The following is a 19,812-nucleotide window of genomic DNA, read 5'->3' on the forward strand; positions in this document are numbered from 1 at the left end:
AAAGCAGGGCGGTTCGCGCGATAACGACAGTCTTGGCGCAAATTTGCTACTGCGCCAGGGATTTCGTCTGAAATCTCAACGGGCAATTAAACTGGGACATTCGCCGCTGCGCCGCTCGTTCTTCAGGCAACCAACTGTTCTGCGCGAACGGCCGGTTTCAATATTCCCGTTCGTAGAAAACACCGCCTTTGGCTTCGCCGGCGTCGGTTGCCTCGCCACGCAGCTTGACGCCGCGCCCGACGTCGAGATCGACGGTTGCCTTGCCCGAGCCCGGCCTGTCGCCCTTCTGGATCGTCACGTAGGTGCGGTCGTTGAGATACTTGCCCGCCGAGACGGCGGTGCCGCCCTGTTCGTCGGTGATCACGTCGAGGTCGTCGACGCCGATCGCGCTGCGCAGGTTCTGCAGCAGGGAGGTCGAGCCGCCGACGCCGGCCAGTTGTCCGGCAGCCTCGGCAAGCTGCGCGATCTGCAGCGGCGACAGGTTCGACATCGAACGGCCGAAGATCAGCTGCGCCAGCACCTCATCCTCCGGCAACGCGGGTACCGAGGAGAAGGTGAATTTCGGGTTGGTCGCCTCGCCCGACACCACGATGGTCACGGTGGCGCTGGTCGTCTTCGACTGCGCCGTGAGATTGAGGTAGGGCACCAGAGAGCCGGAAAAACCGACGGTGCCTTCGGTGAAGGTCAGCCGCTTTGCAAGGATCGTCAGCCGCCCGCGCCGCAAGGTGAAGGTGCCGACCGCCTGGGGTGACGACGCCGGACCTGTCAGCCGCAGCGAACCGCCGAGCTCGGCGTCGACGCCCCTGCCCTGGATGAAGATCTGGCTCGGCGCATTGACCGTGACGTCGAGGTTGAGGCCGCTGCCTCCACCGCCGCTGCTTGCTGCGGCCGGGCGCAACGCCTTGTCCTGTGCACGCACGGCTGGCGGCGCATTCTTGTGCTTGACGTTGAGCTCGGCCAGCGAGCCGGGTAGCCTTTCGGGTACGGTGATGACGGTCTTGGCCAGGTTGACGGTACCGGAAATCACCGGCGCGGAGGTGAGCGGTCCCTTGATGGTCAGGTCGCCGCCGAGATTGGCGGTGACCACCTTGCCGTCGGTATAGCGGCCATCGACGAGCTTGACCGACAGGTCGGCCGGAAAACCTTTTGCCGGATCGATGCCGACGGTGCCGCTGGCCGAAAGGCTGCCGCGTGTCGACAGCGTGCCGGTCAGGCGGTTGATCCTGGCCACGCCATTGCCGATAGCGACATCGGCAGTGATGTCGTTGATCGCAAGCCCCGATCGCGCATCGACCAGACGGGCGCCCGACGTGCGGACCGTGCCTGAGATCACCGGCGACGTCGCCGGGCCGCGCACCTGCACATCGACGTCGGCCGTGCCGCTCAAGGACAGGCCTTGCGCAGCGAGTGTCCTGGTGAGGAAGGCGAACGGCACCTTGCCGGAAAAGTTGAGATCAAGGGTGGGCCCGCCTGATGTCGTCATCGTGCCGCCGCCCTTGAGGCCGAGACCGGCGGCATCGCTCATGTTGGCGTCGAAGGTCAGCCTGTTGCCCGAATACGTACCTGAGGATGAGACGCCCATGCCGCCGAAACCTGCACCGCGGGTCTGCGACGTCTGAACGCCTGCGGCGTCGATCTTGAAGGCAACGGCGGGATTGGCCGGCGCCCCCGTCACCTTCACTGTGCCCGAGATGGAACCGGCGGCATCGAGGCCCGGCGAAAAACTGTTGGCTATCGAGATCGGGACGCGGGTCAGCGTCGCGTTGAGGTCGAACGCCTGCCCAGCCTTGCCCGTGACCGTCGCCGTGCCGCCGCCGAGGTTGAGCACCAGCCTGTCGAGGCTGGTCACTCCATTGGCGATGTTGATGGTCGAGGCCTGGGCGATGGCCGCCTTGATGCCGCGGATGGTCGCCTCGCCGGAGGCAAGTTCGACCGTCGTCGTGCCCTTGACCGCCTTGACCCGGCCGGCCGCCCTCAGCGGAATATCCTTGACGGTGGCGCCACCGGAAAAGCCGGTCCATTCGCCGTCGCGCTTGAGATCGACGTTGACGCCCCGAATAGCCGTGCCGCCGGAAGTTACGCTGTCGGCACGGATTTTGCCCGAGATCACCGGTGCCGCCAGATAGTTGGCGATCAGCGCATCGATGCTCACGGCCTTGGCCGAGACATCGCCGCGCGAGATCGAGGCCGTCGTCGCCTTGACGGCGACTTGCGGCACGGTACCCGCCTTGGAGAAGGCGATCGTGCCGCGCACATCGCCATCGGCCTTTTCCAGCGCCAGGGCCGCAAGCGGACCGATATCGGGCAGGTCGAGCGCCACGGTGCCGGCCGGCAGGAAGGCATCGTCGAGCGCCAGGTCGCCGGAGATACGGTTCTTGCCGAGCGACAGCAAAAGCCCGTTGATGGCGCGCTTGCCGTCCGATGTCGCCAGCACGGCGCTGCCCTGCAGCGACTGGCCCGCGACATTTCCGGTGAGTTGCACATTCGCAGCCGGGTTGGCCGCATCAGCCTTGCCGGTGGCGGTGAGCTTCAATCCGGTGATCTCACGCGCGGCCACCGAAAGCTTGTCGCTGTTGACAGTCAGCGACAGATCCGGCGCAGTGCTGGCGCCTTGCGCATTCAGCGCGAAAGAAATAGCGCCTCTGGCATCCTTGGACAGCAGCGAGACGTCGCCTAGTGCGCCTTTGACGTCGGCGCTGAGCTTGTTGTCGGCAAGGCTCGCCTGGCCGTCTGCCGTCAGCGAACCGGACGACAGCCTGACGGTATTGGCGGTGACATTGCCATTGGCGTCCCGCTTCAGCGCGGCACTGAATTGCGTTCGCTCGGCGAGCACGCCACGTACCGCCCCCGGCAGTGCCGCCGAGGCGGCGTCCGCCTTGACATTGAGGTCGATGGCGCCGTCGGCCAGCGAGACCCGCCCGTTGAAGCCGCTGTTCAACGCGTCGCTGGTCACCGTGCCGCTATCGATGACGAAGGCATCGGCGGCAAGGCTGCCGGCGAGTTTGGCGGTGACCTTGCCGGCGATCAGCGGCGCGATAGTCGGATTGTCGAGGCCGATTTTTTCGGCAATCACGGTGCCGGAGATCGGCCCGCTCCGGGCTTTCACGTCAAAGCGATCGGAGTGCAGCGCAAGCGTGATGCCCTCGATCATAGCTAGATTGGTGGCGGCCGATGGCAGCGTCGCGGAAATGTCGAGCTTCGGCTGGGCGCCCTGCCCGGCCGCCGTTAGCGATATCGCCTGCAGCTCGAGCTTGATCGGGCTCTCCTTGCTGCCAAGCGACAACGGCAGGCTCGGACCGGTAGAGGCCAGGTCGAGCGAAAAATCGCTGGCACCGTTCGGATTGAGGGTGCCGGCTGCCTTGCCGGAGATTTTCTCGCCGGCAAGCGTCGCCTGCTCGATGGCCAGGCCGCTGGCCGACGAGAAACGGCCTGCCGCATCGAGATCCAGCGGCCCGAGCCCAGCCTGCCGGGTCTGGCTGGTTTCGGCGCCGCTGAGCCGGGCGGTGAAGCGAATATCTGGGGCAGCCGACGATCCGGTGACCTGCGCGGTGCCGCTGAGCGCGCCCACGGCATCGAGACCCGGTGAAAAATCATTGGCAAGCGCTGCCGGCACCGCCGACAAGGTGGCAGTGAGATCGAGCGTCTGGCCAGCCGTACCCGACACGGCAACCGAACCACCACCGACACCGAGCGCCAATTTCTCTATGCTCACCCTGCCATTGGCGATTGTCAGCGCTGATGGCTGCGCGACAGCTGCCTTGATGCCGCGGATGGCCGCCTCGCCCGAGGCAAGCTCGATGCTGGTGGTGCCGTTCGCAACCCTGACCCGCCCGGACGCGCTGGCCGGAATGCCGGCGACCGTGGCGCCGCCGCTAAAGCCGGTCCAGTCGCCATCGCGCTTCAGGTCGACATCGATGCCGCTGATCACCGTGGTTCCGGAGGTGATCGTGTCGGCCTTGATCTTGCCGGCGATTGCCGGTGCTTTGAGATAATTGGCGACCAGCGCGTTGACGGCGATTGTCTTCGCCGCCAGTTCGCCGCGCGAAATCACGACGCTCGTCGCATCGATCGCGACCGTCGGCGCTCCGTTGTCGTTCGCAAAGCGGATGGTGCCGCGCACGTCGCCGGCGACCGACTGGCCTGCGAGTGCGGCCAGCGGAGCAATATCGGCGGCATCGAGGGTCAACGTGCCGAGCGGCAGCAGGTTGTCGTCGAGCCCGAGGTCGCCGGAGACCTTGTTGTCGGCTAACGAGACGGCAAGTCCATTGATGGAGCGCTTGCCGTCGGTTGTGACCAGCGATGCCTTGAGGTCGAGCGGCTGGTCGTCGACCGAGCCGGTCAGCGAGACATCGGCGGCGGGACTGGCGATATCGGCCTTGCCGCTCGCGCTCAGCTTGATCTGCTTCACCGCATGGCCGGACGCCGTCAGGCTGTCGCTGTTGGCCGAAACCGAGAAATCCGGTGCGCTGCGCGCGCCGCTTGCGGTAAGCCCGAAACCGACGGCGCCGCCGACCTTGGCGCCGACCAGCGGCGACAGCACCGACACGTCGCCCAGCGTACCCTTGATATCGGCCCGGATATCGGTGCCTTGCGCACTGGCGGTGCCGCTGGCGCTAAGCGTGCCCGAGGTGAGTTGCAATGCGTTGGCGGCGAACGCACCGTCCGGGTCGCGTGTCGCGGTTGCGGAAAACTGCACGCGCTCGCCGAGAACCGAGCTGATTTGCGGCGGCAGCGCCGTCGAAGCCGCGTCGGCATTCATCTTGAGCGTCATCGACAGATCGGCAAGCGCCACTGTGGCTGTTACGGACGCATTGAGCGCGTCGCTGCGTAGCGTGCCGTCGTCGACGACAATCTGTTCCTTGCTGACGGAGCCGTCGAAACCGGCGCTGACCCTGCCCGTTACCAGCGGCGCCAAAGTCGCGACGTCGGTGTTCAGGCCGGCCGCCGTCAGCTTGATGGTGACCGGCCCGCTACGGTTCTGGATGTCGAAACCATCGGAATGCACTTGCCCGATCAGGTCGTCCACCCGCGTGCCGCCCGCCACCACCGAGATCAGCGACGCGCCGATATCCACCATCGGCGCCTTGCCATCGCCGAAAGCGCGGGCCGTGGCATCCTTGATTGCCACGGTTATCGGTTGCGCCTCGCTGCCGAGGCTGAGCACGATCGGCGGCCCCTTTGCGGCGAGCTTCACCGAAAGGTCGCTGGCGCCGTTCGGATCGACAATGCCGGCGGCGGTCGCGTGCAAGGCGCCGCTGTCGATATTGGCTCGCTCGACATCGACGCCGCCGGCCGCGGTCGCCGTGCCGGCGAGGTCGAAGGTGGTCTTGCCGGCAAACAGCGGTTTCAGGGTTTCGGGCAGGAAGCGCTCGAATTCGCCATCGCCATTGGCCTCGACATAATGACCCTTGTCGGTGAGCTGATGGCGACCGGTAAGCTGGGTGACGATCCGGCCGTCGACAACGAAGGTCCCGATGCCATTCCAGTTGGCGAGCGGTCCGGTGCCGGAAACGACAATGTTGACCGGCGGCGCGCCCGGCAGGTTGAGCAGGTTGGCGATGATGCCGCCGGCCGGCTCGGATGCCTTAAGGTCGAGGTCGAGCTTGTTGTCGGCCGGCGCGAAATGGGCTTTGGCGTCGACCGTGCCTTGCTTACCGTCGTGGCGAACGATGTTGAGGTTGGTCTCGATCGCCAATGGTGAGGCGTCCGCCTTGAGCGCTCCCTTGGCTGCAAGTTCGGCGACACCGCTGCCGGCCAGAGCCTGCCCGAGCGCGATTTCGGGAAGGTCGAGTTGCCTGACGTCGATGGAAACCGGCAGCGTCGTCGCTCCGCTTTGGCTCGACTGTGTATTGGCCACCGGCAGCCTTGCCAACTCGATACGCTCGGCCCCAATGCGATCGGCGCTGAAGCTCTTCGACAGGAGTGCCAGCGGCGACCAGTCGATGGCCACGTTGCGCGCCACCATCCAGGCGCCTTCGCGATCCTCCAGAACGACATGATCGACCCTCAGCGCGCCCGACCAGATACCGTCGATGCCGACGACAGTGACCTTGCGATCACCGGTCGAGGCCATGGTCGAGATGATGCCGGCAAGGTTTTCGCGGCCGCGCTCGGTTTTGGTCAGCACGACGAGCGCCCCCACCGCCGCTGCCACGACGATGAGCAGCGTGTAGAAAAGGATACGGAGGATGCGCCTGAATATTGCCATCAGAATGCCTGGCCGATGCCGGCATAAATGCCGAAATGAGGATCGTCGGGGCCGCGGTTGAGCGGCACCGCCGCGTCGACGCGCAGCGGCCCGAACGCCGTCAGATAGCGCAAGCCTACACCCGCGCCGACCTTCATGTCCGAAAAATCGGGGACCTGCCTGGTCGACACCGTGCCGGCATCGACGAACGGCACGACGCCGATCTTGTCGGTGACGGCGATGCGCATCTCGACCGAGGTCTCGAAGAAGGAAAGCCCGCCGATCGGCTCTCCATTGCTGTCCTTCGGGCCGATGCCTTGATAGGCATAGCCGCGCACCGAACCGCCGCCGCCTGAGTAGAAGCGTCGATCTGCCGGAACATCTTGAAGACTGGCTCCGATGATAGAGCCGATGGCGACACGTTCGGCGAAAACGAATTTCGAGGTCGAATCGAGTGACTGGTAGGCCGACCCCTCGCCCTTCAGCTTGACAAACGCAGCCCCGCTCAAAATGTCGTAGCTCGGCTCGCCATAGGCCAGCACCCTGAAGCCCCGGGTCGGATTGAGCTTGCTGTCGCGATTGTCGTAGACATATTGCAGTGGAATGCTGGCGATCAGATAGGTGTGCTTGCCGAAAGCGTCGTGGATCCTCGAATAATCCAGCGCGACTTGCGCGGAAACCGTCTGCTTCTTGTCCAGTTCGTAGGATAGGCCGGTGCTGCCCTTGACCGAGAAATGGTCGTAGGCGTCGGGGTGCTCCAGCACGGTATTGACGCTGGCAATGAATTTCGACGCCGGCCCGATCACACCCGGTTTTTCGAACATGACGCCGGCATTGTAATTGAGCTGGGTCAAGTCGTTGCTGCCGATGCCGCTGATCTTGCCGTCGATGCGCAGCCTTTCGGCGCGGCCAAACAGATTGCGATGCCCCCAATAGCCTTCGAGGCCCAGCCCTTCGGTGTTTGAGAAGCTGCCGCCAATGCCGAAATAGCGCGGCTTGCGTTCGCTTACCTGGACACCGATCGGGATGTTGCCCTCGGCGTCGAGGGCGTCGGCTTCCTTCACCGTCACGCTGTTGAAGACCTCGAGCCCGAGCAGCCGGTCGCGCGCATCGTCGATCTCATCGGGCGAATATTGGCGCCCGCGCTTAAGGCCGGTCATATATTCGGTGAAGTCGCGGTCGACCTTTTCCGTGCCCTCGACAGTGGTGTCGCCATAGCCGGCGACCGGGCCGGCCGCGACGGCAAGCGTCACGTCGAGCGTCGAACCGGCGTGCTCGGCGACGATCTCGCGGCCCGTCACCTTGGCCAGCGGCCTGCCTTCTTGCTTGAGTGCCCGCACGATCGCCGCCTCGGCCTTGAGCACGGCGCCCGAACTGGCGTCACCGCCGGCGATCAGGCCGAAATCGGCACTTGCCAGCCCCGCCGCATCGCCTTCCAGTCTGATGTTGCCAAGCGTGAATTTCGGCCCGGCTGCTATGCTTATCACCACCGGTATCGGCTGCGGACCCGAAAATTCGGCATCGGGCGGCAGATCGTCGAGCGGTTTGCCTTGGATCGTGATAGTGACCACACCCTCGTAGCGCGCGTCAGCGTAGAGTGCGGCAACAAGTTGCTCACGGTCACTGCGCGCCTTGGCCAGCAGGCCGAGAGAACCGGATACCGGGTGTTCCTCGTCGGCCTTCAGCGCCGAGGCGTTTTCGAGCTTCTCGGCGAGATCCTTGTCGGCGTCCGGCGCCTCGATCGTCACCGCATAGCGCAGCGGGTCGACGATATCGGCATCTTCGTCTTTGGATCCCCACAGCTTGATGCCGAAAATCTCGAAGGCTGCCGCACTTCCGGTTTCGGCAACAAGTGCCGTAGAGCACAACAATGCGAAAAGCAGGGCGCGCGAAAGCGCGCGCCGTGGCGCGGTTCCTCCCGACATCTGCCTTTCATACGCCGGCATTACGCTCCTAGCCTAGCTCGCAAACCTAAAATTGGAATGAAGTTCTGAAGCACTCGTAAAGGGGCCACAATCCAATTGCTGAAATAGACAGGGCTTGGAACTCACACCTTCTGCGTCGCCGCAAGAAAGCGTGATCCCCTGTCCTATGGAGCTACTACCGGTCACCGGCCGGAAAGCAAACCGTTGGCAGGCGGATCCTGCCGCGTCCCGATGTTGACAAGCGCGACTGAAGCTTGAAGATTTCTGGACGTAAGCACTTGTCTGGAGGGGTTTATGGCAATGCGCGCGGCTCGTGGTCTATCGATTCTTTTCCTTCTCTTTTTTGCCTGGAGCGGTGTCGCGCAAGCGGCCGAAGCCCGGCGGGTGGTGACATCGGACAATTCCGACTATTTCGGTTTCGATCTCAGATCCGACCAGAATGTCAGCCTCGACCAGTGCAAGACCACCTGCCTCGGCGACCCGGCCTGCCGCGCCTTCACCTACAACCTCAAGGCCAAATGGTGCTTCCTTAAATCCGATTACAATTCGTTGAAACCCTTCGGCGGCGCCGTCGCCGGCAAGATCGTCAACATCGATGGCGATCCCGACATCGGCGCGCCACCCGAACTCGCCTTCTTCCCCAACTGGATGGCCGACCAGGCCCAGCAATACCGCAACAAGCTCACTGGCCCGACCTACACCAAGCCGACAGAAGGGCTGACGGCGCTGAGGGCCGCCGCCGAACAGTCGGCGCTGACGGGCGATCATCGCTCGGCCATGCACAAATACGAAGCGGCGGTTTCGGTGTTGCCTTATGATGGCCAGCTCTGGCTCGAGCTGGCGCGCGAAACGCTTGCCGTCCATCCGACCGCCAACAGCTCGGAGCCGTCGACCCTACCGGCGAACGCCACTTCCGCCGCCTTCAACGCCTACAAATTGCTGCGCACCACCAAGACGCGCGCCGACGTGCTGGCGCTGCTCGGGGACGGCCTTGATCGCCGCGATCTCTACAGGCCGGCCCTGCAGGCCTACGAGGCGAGCCTCGCTCTCGTCAATTCGCCGGCAGTCAGGGCCGCCTATCAGGATCTCAAGGCCCGCAAGGGCTTCCGCGTCATCGATCATACCGTCGATGCCGACACCAGCGCGCCACGCATCTGCGCGCAGTTCTCCGAGGAACTGGTCAAGACCGGCGTCGACTACTCGCAGTTCGTTACTGTCGACAACGCCGCTCCCAAGGGCGTCGAAGCCAAGGACAAGCAGATCTGCGTCGAAGGACTCGAGCACGGCCAACATTACGACGTGACCTTCCGCGCCGGCTTGCCGGCCGCCATTGGCGAAGTCACCGCGGCACCGGTGGTTCTGTCGATCTACGTGCAGGACCGCGCGCCTTCGGCCCGCTTCACCGGCGACAGCTTCGTGCTGCCCGCAGGCGCACGCCGCGGCATACCGGTCGTCACCGTCAACATGAATGCCGCCGAAATGAAGCTCTTCCGCATCGGCGACCGCTCGCTGGCCCAGCTTCTGTCGGGATATCAGTTCCTGCGCCAGCTTGACGGCTACGACATTTCGAACATCTCCGAACAGATGGGCGAGCCGGTCTGGCAAGGCCAGCTCGACATCGCCAACGACCTCAACAAGGAAGTCACCACCTCCTTCCCAATCGACGAGGCTTTGCCGAAGCGCAAGCCCGGCGTCTATGTGCTGACCGCACAAGCCGTCGACGATCGCAGCGACGACTATGATTCGCACGCCACGCAATGGTTCGTCGTCTCCGATATCGGCCTGTCGACCTATACCGGACAGGATGGGCTGAACGTCTTTGCCCGTTCGCTCGCAACCGCCAAGCCGATCGCCGGCGCCGAGCTGACGCTGCTGGCCAGGAACAATGAAATCCTCGGCACCGCGACCACCGACGCGGAAGGGCGGGCGGTGTTCAATCCCGGCCTGACGCGCGGCGACAGCGGCATGGCGCCGGCCGTGCTGATGGCCAAACAGGGCGACGACGATTTCGTCTTCCTCGATATGGGCCGCGCCGGCTTCGACCTGTCCGACCGTGGCGTCGCCGGACGGCCGGCACCTGGCGCGCTCGACGTCTATGCCTGGACCGAGCGCGGCATCTACCGCGCCGGCGAAGATGTCCATGTCGCGGCCCTTGCCCGCGACAGTGCCGCCAAGGCGGTCGAGAACCTGCCGCTGACCTTCATCTTTTCGCGGCCCGACGGCGTCGAGGACCGCCGCATCGTCAGCGATGGCGCATCGGCCGGCGGTCACGCAGTCGACCTGCCGCTGGAACCCAACGCCATGCGCGGCACCTGGACGGTGGCGATCCATACCGATCCCAAGCAGGCGGCGGTCGCCAGCCAGATGTTCCTGGTCGAGGACTTCGTACCGGACCGCATCGAGTTCGACCTGTCCTCCGACAAGCAGGAGATCGCCCAGGGCGAGACCGCCAACATTACCGTCGACGGCCGCTTTCTCTACGGCGCGCCGGCCGCGGGCCTCGCGCTCGAAGGCGAATTGACGCTGTCGACCGCCAGCGATTGGGACCGCTTCAAAGGCTATTCCTTCGGTCTGGCCGACGAACAGTCGGCGGAACCGACTGTGACGCCCTTCACCGGCCTGCCGGTGGTCGGCGAGGACGGCAAGGCGACCTTCCCGGTCTCCGTCGATCAATTGCCATCCACCACCAAGCTGGTCGATGCCAAGGTCACTGTCAGGATGCGTGAAACCGGCGGCCGTGCCGTCGAGCGCTCGCTGAATATCGGCATCCGCCCGCAGGGCCACATGATCGGCATCCGCCCGGATTTCGACGACAACGAGGTGCCGCAAGGCGGCACGGCCAAGTTCAGCCTGATCGCTGTCGACCCAGACGGCAAGCGTGAGGCGCTGAAGGGCGCGCAGTGGTCGCTGGTCAAGGTCGAGCGTAGCTACCAGTGGTACCGCTCGAGCAACTCCTGGAACTATGAGCCGGTCACCTTCACCAAGGCGGTGGCCAACGGCCAGGTCGACCTGAGCGCCGATGGCGAGGCGACGGTGTCGCTGCCGGTCGACTGGGGCCGCTACCGGCTCGAGATAGAGACAGCGGATCCGGAAGGCCCGGCCACCAGCTACGAGTTCGACGCCGGCTGGTATGTCAGTTCCACCACCACCGAAACGCCCGACGGCCTCGAGATCGCCCTCGACAAGGATACCTATGCGGCGGGTGAAGTGGCCAAGCTCAAAGTGTCGCCGCACTTTGCCGGCGAGCTGCTCGTCACCATCGGCGCCGACAAGCTCCTGAAGACCGTCACCGCCAGCGTGCCGGCCGGCGGCAGCACCGTCGACATCCCGGTCGGCGACGACTGGGGTGCCGGCGCCTACGTCACGGCAACGCTGTTCAGGCCGGGCGATGCGCAAGAGACACGCATGCCGGCGCGCGCCATCGGCGTCAAATGGCTGAAGCTCGATCCCGGCTCGCGGAAGCTTGCCGTCAGCTTGGCGCCGCCGGACAAGACCATGCCGCGCCAGCAGCTGTCGATCCCGGTCGCCGTAGCCGGCGTGCAGCCCGGCACCAACGCCTATGTCATAGTCGCGGCCGTCGACGTCGGCATCCTCAACCTGACCAACTACAAGGTACCGGATCCGGAGAACTGGTTCTTTGGCCAGCGCATGCTCGGTCTCGAGGTTCGCGACATCTATGGCCGGCTGATCGACGGCTCGCTGGGCACAACCGGTAAGCTGCGCACCGGCGGCGACGGCGCCAACATGCAATCGCAAGGCAGTCCGCCGACCGAAAAGCTGGTCGCCTTCTTCTCCGGCCCGGTCCAGCTCGACGCCGACGGCAAGGCGCGGATCGACTTCGACATTCCGCAGTTCAACGGCACCGTCCGCGTCATGGCCGTCGCCTGGACAAAGGAAGCAGTCGGCCATGCCCAGTCCGACGTCATCGTTCGCGATCCGGTGGTGATCACCGCCGGCCTGCCGCGATTCCTGGCGCCCGGCGATTCCGCCGTCATGCGGCTCGACGTCGCCGACACCGACGGCCCCGCTGGCGACTACAAGCTGACCATCGACACGACGGGCGACCTGTCTACCGGCAGTGCCGCCTTGCCTGAAAAGCTGACGCTGGCCAAAGGCAAGCGGCAGACGCTGACCGTGCCGTTGATTGCGCAGACCGCGGGCAACGCCTCGATCACCATCAAGCTTGCGCATGCCGACGGCACCGCCGTCGAGCAGACGCTCTATGTGCCGGTGCGCCCGGCGCAACTGCCTGTGACCACCCGCATGGTCGTCGACCTCAAGGGCAATGGCGGCGCGCTGCGCGTCGACAAGGAACTGCTGGCGGCAAGCCTGCTCGATGGCGCTTCGGTCAGCGTCGGCGTTTCGCAGGCTGCTGCCTTCGATGTACCGTCGCTGCTGATGACGCTCGACCGCTATCCCTATGGTTGCGCCGAACAGACCACCAGCCGCGCCATGCCGCTTCTCTACGTCAACGAGATGGCTTCCGGCATCGGCATGGCCAGCGACCCCGATCTGCGTGGCCGCGTCCAGGACGCCATCTACAAGGTGCTGAGCTATCAGGCATCGGCCGGCAGCTTCGGCCTGTGGGGTCCGGGTTCCGGCGATCTGTGGCTCGACGCCTATGTCACCGATTTCCTCACCCGGGCGCGCGAGCAGAAATACGACGTGCCGGCCCTGGCGATGAACCAGGCGCTGAGCAATCTGCAGAACGCGATCGGCTACGATCAGGACGTCCAGGATCGCGGCAGCGAGATCGCCTATGCGCTTTATGTGCTTGCCCGCAACAAGAAGGCCTCGGTCGGCGATCTGCGTTATTATGCCGACACCCAGCTCGAAGCCTTTACCAGCCCGATGGCCGTCGCCCAATTGGCGGCGTCTCTCGCGCTCTACGGTGACACCCAGCGCTCGGAGGCAACCTTCCAGGCCGCGCTGCAGCTGGCCAAGTCGACGCCCGAATATGACTATTACCGGTCCGACTATGGCTCGCCGCTGCGCGACGGCGCGGCGATCCTGGCGCTTGCCGCGGAAAGTAAGCCGGTGCCGACCATCGTGCCGGCGCTGATCCAACTAGTGACCAGGGAACGCGCCGACGCCAGGTGGACCAGCACACAGGACGAGTCCTGGATGCTGCTGGCGGCCCGCGCGCTGAAGGCCGGCAATGATTCGATCGCGCTGACCGTCAACGGCGCACCGCATGCCGGCGGCTATTCGGACCAGATCGCCGGTGGCGACCTGGCCGACAGTCCGCTGACCATCGTCAACACCGGCAGTAATCCGCTGCAGGCGGTCGTCACCACCGTGGCCTCGCCGATCCAGCCTCTGCCGGCCGGCGGCAACGGCTTTACCATCAGCCGTACCTACTACAAGCTAGACGGCACAGAGGCCAACGTGACGGAGGTCAAGCAGAACGAACGCTATGTCGTCGTGCTCAAGGTTTACGAGCAGAACACCTGGCCTTCGCGACTGCTGATCACCGACCTGTTGCCGGCCGGCTTCGAGATCGACAATCCGGGCCTGGTCTCCAGCGCCCAATTGACGAACTTCTCCTGGCTGGCGCAGACCGATGCCGCCCATCTCGAATTCCGCGACGACCGTTTCGTCGCGGCGTTCAATCCCAACGACGGCGACGGCGACCGCAACATCACACTCGCCTACGTCGTGCGCGCGGTGACGCCGGGCACCTATGCCCACCCGGCGGCAACGATCGAGGACATGTACCGGCCGCAATATTCGGCCCGCACCGCCACCGGCATGATGGAGGTCAAGGCGCCGTAAGGCAAAAAATGGCGGATAGGAATATGGCGATGGCGCTGCCCCTCATTGCCCTGCCGGGCATTTCTCCCCGTATAGAGACGGGGAGAAAGAGCCATGCGCCGAAGTTTTCGCCGAACTTTAACGTCGCAGAAAAGGCGCCAAGGTTCGCGACAGCCCCCTTCTCCCCGTCACTAAACGGGGAGAAGGTGCCGGCAGGCGGATGAGGGGCGGCGCCATGCTCTCCAGAAAATTCCTGCGCCGAGCGGCCATCACGGGCATCTCCTTGGCCGGTCTCGCTGCAATCACCGCCGCCGCCCTCTGGCAGCTCGACCGCGCTTTTCCGCCGCCGCTGCCGGCTGCTTTGACGGTCTCGACCGAGGTGCAGGACCGAGACGGCCAGCTGCTGCGCGCCTTCGCTACGCCGGATGGCTACTGGCGGCTCGCTACCACCCTGGACCAGGTCGACAAGCAGTTCGTCGACATGCTGGTCACCTATGAGGACAAGCGTTTCTGGGATCATCAAGGCGTCGACGTGCTGGCACTGGCGCGTGCCGCCGGCCAGTTCGCGACCAGCGGCCATATCGTCTCCGGTGGTTCGACGCTGCCGATGCAACTCGCCCGGCTGATCGAACCGCGCGACAGCCGCAGCCTCGGCTCGAAGATCAAGCAGATGCTGCGCGCCCTCCAGATCGAACGGCGGCTTTCCAAGCGCGAGATCCTCGAACGCTATCTGACGCTGGCGCCCTATGGCGGCAATCTCGAAGGTGTGCGCGCCGCTTCGCTTGCCTATTTCGGCAAGGAGCCGAAACGGCTGACGGTCTCGGAGGCGGCCCTGCTCGTCGCTTTGCCGCAATTGCCGGAAAAGCGGCGCCCTGACCGCAACCTCGACGTCGCCCATGCCGCCCGCGACCGCGTGCTGACCCGCATGGTCTCGGCAGGCCTGCTCGGCGAACGTGAGGCCGCGCGTGCCGCGCTCGACGATGTGTCGGGGCTGCGGCGGACCTTGCCGGCGCTCGCTGCCCATGCGGCCTATACGACGCTGTCCAAGGCCATTCCCGGCCAGAAGCTGCAACTGACGATCCGCAAGAGTGTCCAGGAAGGGCTGGAGCAGGTGGCCAAGGACGCGGCCGCCAGGCTCGGCCCTCGCCTCTCGGTGGCCATGGTGCTGGCCGATGCCCGCACCGGCGATATTCTTGGCGAGGTCGGCTCTGCCGATTTCTTCGATGCCAGCCGTTCGGGCTGGATCGACATGACCAAGGTCGTTCGCTCGCCTGGCTCGACGCTGAAGCCGTTCATCTACGGCCTCGCCTTCGAACAAGGCCTGGTGGCGCAGGAGATGCTGATCGAGGACAGCCCAGCCGATTTCTCCGGGTATCGGCCGAAGAACTTCGACATGGGCTATCAGGGCGATGTCAGCATCAGGCAGGCGCTGCAATTGTCGCTCAACGTGCCGGCGATCCGCGTGCTCGACGCGGTCGGCCCGGCCCGGCTGATGGCACGCTTTCGCCAGGCCGATGTGACCCCTATCCTGCCCGTCAACGAAGCGCCCGGCCTGGCGATCGGCCTCGGCGGCGTCGGGGTGACCCTGCGCGACCTGGTCCAACTCTATGCCGGCCTTGCCAATGGCGGCAAGGCACACACGCTGCATGACGGCACCGAGCCGGCGAATGCCGAACGCTCGACCACCACCATCCTCGACGGGCAGGCGACCTGGCAGATCACCGACATCCTGTCAGGCGTCAAGCCTCCCCAGGGTGCCGCCCAACGCGGCATCGCCTACAAGACCGGCACCTCCTACGGCTATCGCGACGCCTGGTCGGTCGGCTTCGACGGCCGCTACGTGCTCGGCGTCTGGGTTGGCCGCCCCGACGCCGGCGCGGTGCCCGGCCTGTCCGGCTATGTCTCGGCTGCGCCCATCCTGTTCGAAGGTTTTGTCCGTTCCAGCCTGGCCGCCGTACCGCTGCCGAGCCAGCCGTCCGGCGTCCGGCGTCCGAAGCGCGAGTAGCTGCCGGTGACGCTGACGCGCTTCGGCGCCGGCGCCGATGGGCTGGTACAGGCGACGCCGACCGAACCTGCGCCAACCATCATCTTTCCGCCCGACGGCGCTCGCGTCGATCTCGGCACTTCCTCGGCCGACGCCTCGCCGCTGGTGCTCAAGCTGCAAGGCGGCCGCGCACCATTCCGCTGGCTGGCCAACGGCAAGCCGCTGGTCGGCATCGACCGGCGGCGCACCGCGACCTGGCAGCCGGACGGCGCCGGCTATTCGACCCTGACCGTGATCGACGCGGCGGGACGCGCGGCCAGCGTGAAGGTTTTCGTCGAGTGAAAATTTCCCTTGAATAGATTCCGGCAGGTGATTCAGGGGATTGGATTTTACGTCTTGCTTTCGGCCGCCGGTATTTCCTCGGCGTCTGCTGACGCGCTGCCCGCCAGCTTTGTTCGGCTAGCCGACATCGATCCCAATATCCGGCAGGATATCCGCTATGCCGGCCCCGAAAATTTCCTGCATCGCAAGGTAAGCGGCTACGATGCGCCGGTATGTGTCCTCACCAGGCAAGCGGCGCAAGCGCTTTCGGCAGTGCAGAAAGCGATTGCCGCCGAAGGACTGACGCTGGTCGTGTTCGACTGCTATCGCCCTGCGCGGGCTGTCTCCGACATGGGTGAATGGACAAAAACGAGCGGGCCACCGGACCCGCAATGGTACCCAAAGGTCAAGCGCAAGGATCTCATCGCCAAGGGCTATATCGGCGAACTGTCCACCCATTCGCGCGGATCGACGGTCGATGTCGCGATCGCGCGAGCCGACCGCAAGAGCGCTCCGAAACCGGCCTGCGGCGCGACCGATGCCGACACGCTCGATTTCGGCACGGGTTTCGACTGTTTCGATCCAGCGAGCGAAACGGCTCACCGACCGATAGCCCGTGAAGCGGCGGCTAACCGCAAAAGACTTGTCGAGGCGATGCGTGCCCGCGGCTTCAAGAATTACGCCCGCGAATGGTGGCACTTCACGCTGGAGAACGAGCCGTTTCCAAAAGAGCGCTTCAACTTTCCCGTTACCGCCGAATAGCCGGCCGAAACCTTCGGGCGCGACGCAGCCATTGCCGAAGAGCTAGCCGTCTCTAGATAATCGCGTCGGGAGCGCGATCATGGTCCATGCGGGAAAATAGTTTCTCGCATCGCCGAAACTAGGCGAAAAATTGCTTCAATAGGCCAAAAAAGGCAACATTGAATGCATCTAAATTCTATCAATTCGGTAGATTTGGCGCGAGTTCAACGGAGGCGGAAATGACCAAACCTCATTTCAGGAAACTGCTCGGCGCACTGGTCGCCACGTCTGTCCAGTTCGGCACGCTCGGTTTCGCGTTTGCCGACACCACCATTCTCAACGTGTCCTATGATCCGACGCGTGAGCTCTACAAGCAATTCGACGAGGCCTTCACCGCCCACTGGAAGGCCGAGACAGGCGAGACGGTCACCGTCCAGCAGTCGCATGGCGGGTCGGGCGCGCAGGCTCGCGCCGTGATCGACGGCCTCGACGCCGACGTGGTGACGCTGGCGCTCGAAGGCGATATCAACGCCATTGTCTCGAAAGCGAAGAGGATCAATCCCGACTGGCGGACGAAATTCGAAAACAATTCGGCGCCCTACACCTCGACCATCATCTTTCTCGTCCGCAAGGGAAACCCCAAGGGCATCCATGACTGGGGCGATCTGGTCAAGGACGACGTCCAGGTGATCACGCCGAATCCCAAGACCTCCGGTGGTGCGCGCTGGAACTATCTCGCCGCCTGGGCCTACGCCAGCGCCAAGGATGGCGGCGACGAGGCCAAGACCAAGGAATTCGTCGGCAATCTCTATGCGCATGTCCCGGTTCTCGACACCGGTGCGCGCGGCGCAACCGTGACCTTCGCGCAAAAAGGGCTGGGCGACGTGCTGCTCGCCTGGGAAAACGAGGCCTATCTGGCGCTCGACGAGTTCGGCGCCGACAATTTCGATATCGTCTACCCGCCGACCTCGATCCTGGCCGAGCCGCCGGTCGCCGTGGTCGACGCTAATGTCGACGCCAAAGGCACGCGGAAAGTTGCCGAAGCTTATCTGAGCTATCTCTATTCCAAGGAAGGCCAGACGCTCATCGCCAAAAACCATTATCGCCCTTCGAAGCCCGAGTTGGTGCCGGCGGAGGACTTGGCCAAGCTGCCTGAGATCAAGCTGATCACCATCGACGACCCGCTTTTTGGCGGCTGGAAGAAGGCACAGCCTTATCATTTCGGCGATGGTGGTATATTCGACCAGATCTACAAGCCGGCCCAGTAGCATTTAGATCAGGACGACATGACCACAGCACCCGCCAAGGCGAGGTGGCGATTCAGGCAGCCGAGCGTCATTCCGGGTTTCGGATTGACGCTCGGCTTCTCGCTTGCCTACCTCACCCTCATCATCCTCATCCCCCTGTCCGGGCTGATCTGGCGCTCGGCGGCGCTCGGCTGGACCGACTTCTGGGCGATCGTCACCGACCGCCGCACCATCAACGCGCTTGAAATCAGCTTCGGCACCGCCTTCATTGCCGCCGCCGTCAACGTCGTCTTCGGCACGATCGTCGCGTGGGTGCTGGTGCGCTACAGCTTTCCAGGCCGCCGCATCGCCGATGCCATGGTCGACCTGCCCTTCGCGCTGCCGACGGCGGTTGCCGGCATCGCGCTGACCACGCTTTACGCACCGAATGGCTGGATCGGAAGCCTGCTGACGCCGCTCGGCATTAAGGTCGCGTATACGCCGCTCGGCATCGTCATCGCGCTGGTCTTCATCGGTCTGCCCTTCGTCGTGCGCACCGTGCAGCCGATCATGGAGGAGATCGACAAGGAGGTAGAAGAAGTGGCCGCCACGCTCGGCGCCAATCGCTTCCAGATTATCAGCCGCGTTCTACTACCCGGACTGGCGCCGGCCATCGTCACCGGTTTCGCGCTGGCCTTCGCGCGTGGCGTCGGCGAGTACGGTTCCGTCATCTTTATCGCCGGCAACCTGCCGTTCAAATCCGAGATCGCGCCGCTTCTGATCGTCATCCGGCTGGAGGAATATAATTACGCCGCGGCGACCGCGATAGCGGCGATCATGCTGGCGCTGTCCTTCGTCATGCTGCTGGTCATCAACCTGGTGCAGACCTGGAGCCGCAAGCGCTATGGCTGACCCGGAGATCAAATCCTACGCGCCGCACCATGAAAGCCAGTCGCCGGCGGTGACCGAGAGCCGCACGGCGAGAACCGTGCTGATGATAGTGACCTTTGCCTTCCTCGGCATTTTCCTGCTCCTGCCGCTGATCATCGTCTTCAAGGAAGCTTTCGCCAAAGGTATCGAGGCCTACACACAGGCGCTGAGCGAACCGGACACGCGCTCGGCGATCCGCCTGACGCTTCTGGTCGCGGCGATCTCGGTGCCGCTCAACATCGTCTTCGGTATTTCCGCCGCCTGGGCGATCGCCAAGTTCGAGTTCAAGGGCAAGGCGTTCCTGACCACACTGATCGACCTGCCGTTTTCGGTCTCCCCGGTCATTTCCGGCCTGGTCTATGTACTTCTGTTCGGCGCGCAAGGCCTGCTCGGCGCCTGGCTCAAGGCGCATGGCATCGTCATCCTGTTTGCCGTGCCGGGCATCGTGCTGGCCACCGTCTTCGTCACCTTCCCCTTCGTCGCCCGCGAATTGATCCCGCTGATGCAGGAACAGGGCAATGGCGACGAGGAGGCTGCCCTGTCGCTCGGGGCCAACGGCTGGCAGGCGTTCTGGTACGTGACATTGCCCAACGTCAAATGGGGATTGCTCTACGGCGTGTTGCTGTGCAATGCCCGTGCCATGGGCGAGTTCGGCGCGGTCTCGGTCGTGTCGGGCCACATACGCGGGCTAACCAACACCATGCCGCTGCATGTTGAAATCCTTTATAACGAGTACAATGCCGC

At 64.5% G+C, this 19,812-nt stretch carries 7 protein-coding genes and 1 pseudogene; 6 read left to right on the forward strand and 2 right to left on the reverse strand.

Annotated elements, in window-relative coordinates:
- Positions 1–157: 157 nt before the first annotated feature.
- Positions 158–6,208, reverse strand: a complete 6,051-nt coding sequence (locus tag NKI24_RS30735; protein WP_352750233.1) for a translocation/assembly module TamB domain-containing protein — start codon at positions 6,206–6,208, stop codon at positions 158–160.
- A complete protein-coding gene (locus tag NKI24_RS30740) occupies positions 6,208–8,133 on the reverse strand; it encodes an autotransporter assembly complex protein TamA (RefSeq protein ID WP_352750234.1) in 1,926 nt (641 codons plus the stop codon). The genes NKI24_RS30735 and NKI24_RS30740 overlap by 1 nt, the downstream gene beginning before the upstream one ends.
- 273 nt (positions 8,134–8,406) lie before the next feature.
- On the opposite strand from NKI24_RS30740, the gene NKI24_RS30745 reads away from it, so the two are divergent.
- The 6 genes and pseudogenes from NKI24_RS30745 to cysW all read left to right on the forward strand — a co-directional run.
- Positions 8,407–13,887: an alpha-2-macroglobulin family protein gene (locus NKI24_RS30745; RefSeq protein WP_352750235.1), complete on the forward strand. Its 5,481-nt coding sequence runs from the start codon at positions 8,407–8,409 to the stop codon at positions 13,885–13,887.
- Positions 13,888–14,101: 214 nt separating this feature from the next.
- Positions 14,102–16,192: pseudogene (gene pbpC / locus NKI24_RS30750) on the forward strand (penicillin-binding protein 1C).
- A 54-nt stretch (positions 16,193–16,246) separates the two neighbouring features.
- Positions 16,247–16,933, forward strand: a complete 687-nt coding sequence (locus NKI24_RS30755) for a M15 family metallopeptidase (protein WP_352750236.1) — start codon at positions 16,247–16,249, stop codon at positions 16,931–16,933.
- A 218-nt stretch (positions 16,934–17,151) separates the two neighbouring features.
- Positions 17,152–18,180 (forward strand): sulfate ABC transporter substrate-binding protein, encoded by a 1,029-nt coding sequence (locus NKI24_RS30760; protein WP_023675840.1) that lies wholly within the window; start codon positions 17,152–17,154, stop codon positions 18,178–18,180.
- Between the two features lie 18 nt (positions 18,181–18,198).
- A complete protein-coding gene (cysT, locus tag NKI24_RS30765; RefSeq protein ID WP_352453212.1) occupies positions 18,199–19,050 on the forward strand; it encodes a sulfate ABC transporter permease subunit CysT in 852 nt (283 codons plus the stop codon).
- Positions 19,043–19,812 (forward strand): sulfate ABC transporter permease subunit CysW (cysW, locus tag NKI24_RS30770; RefSeq protein WP_352453213.1); only part of this gene is annotated, 770 nt, incomplete at its 3' end. The genes cysT and cysW, both read left to right, overlap by 8 nt.

It is taken from the genome of Mesorhizobium sp. M0701, assembly GCF_040320365.1.
Classification (GTDB): Bacteria; Pseudomonadota; Alphaproteobacteria; order Rhizobiales; family Rhizobiaceae; genus Mesorhizobium.

Excerpts from the sequence above, each read along its gene's own strand:
- cysT (WP_352453212.1), top strand. The coding sequence starts at position 18,199 with ATGACCACAGCACCCGCCAAGGCGAGGTGGCGATTCAGGCAGCCGAGC.
- NKI24_RS30745 (WP_352750235.1), top strand. The coding sequence starts at position 8,407 with ATGGCAATGCGCGCGGCTCGTGGTCTATCGATTCTTTTCCTTCTCTTT.
- NKI24_RS30760 (WP_023675840.1), top strand. The coding sequence starts at position 17,152 with ATGACCAAACCTCATTTCAGGAAACTGCTCGGCGCACTGGTCGCCACG.
- NKI24_RS30740 (WP_352750234.1), bottom strand. The coding sequence starts at position 8,133 with ATGCCGGCGTATGAAAGGCAGATGTCGGGAGGAACCGCGCCACGGCGC.
- NKI24_RS30735 (WP_352750233.1), bottom strand. The coding sequence starts at position 6,208 with ATGGCAATATTCAGGCGCATCCTCCGTATCCTTTTCTACACGCTGCTC.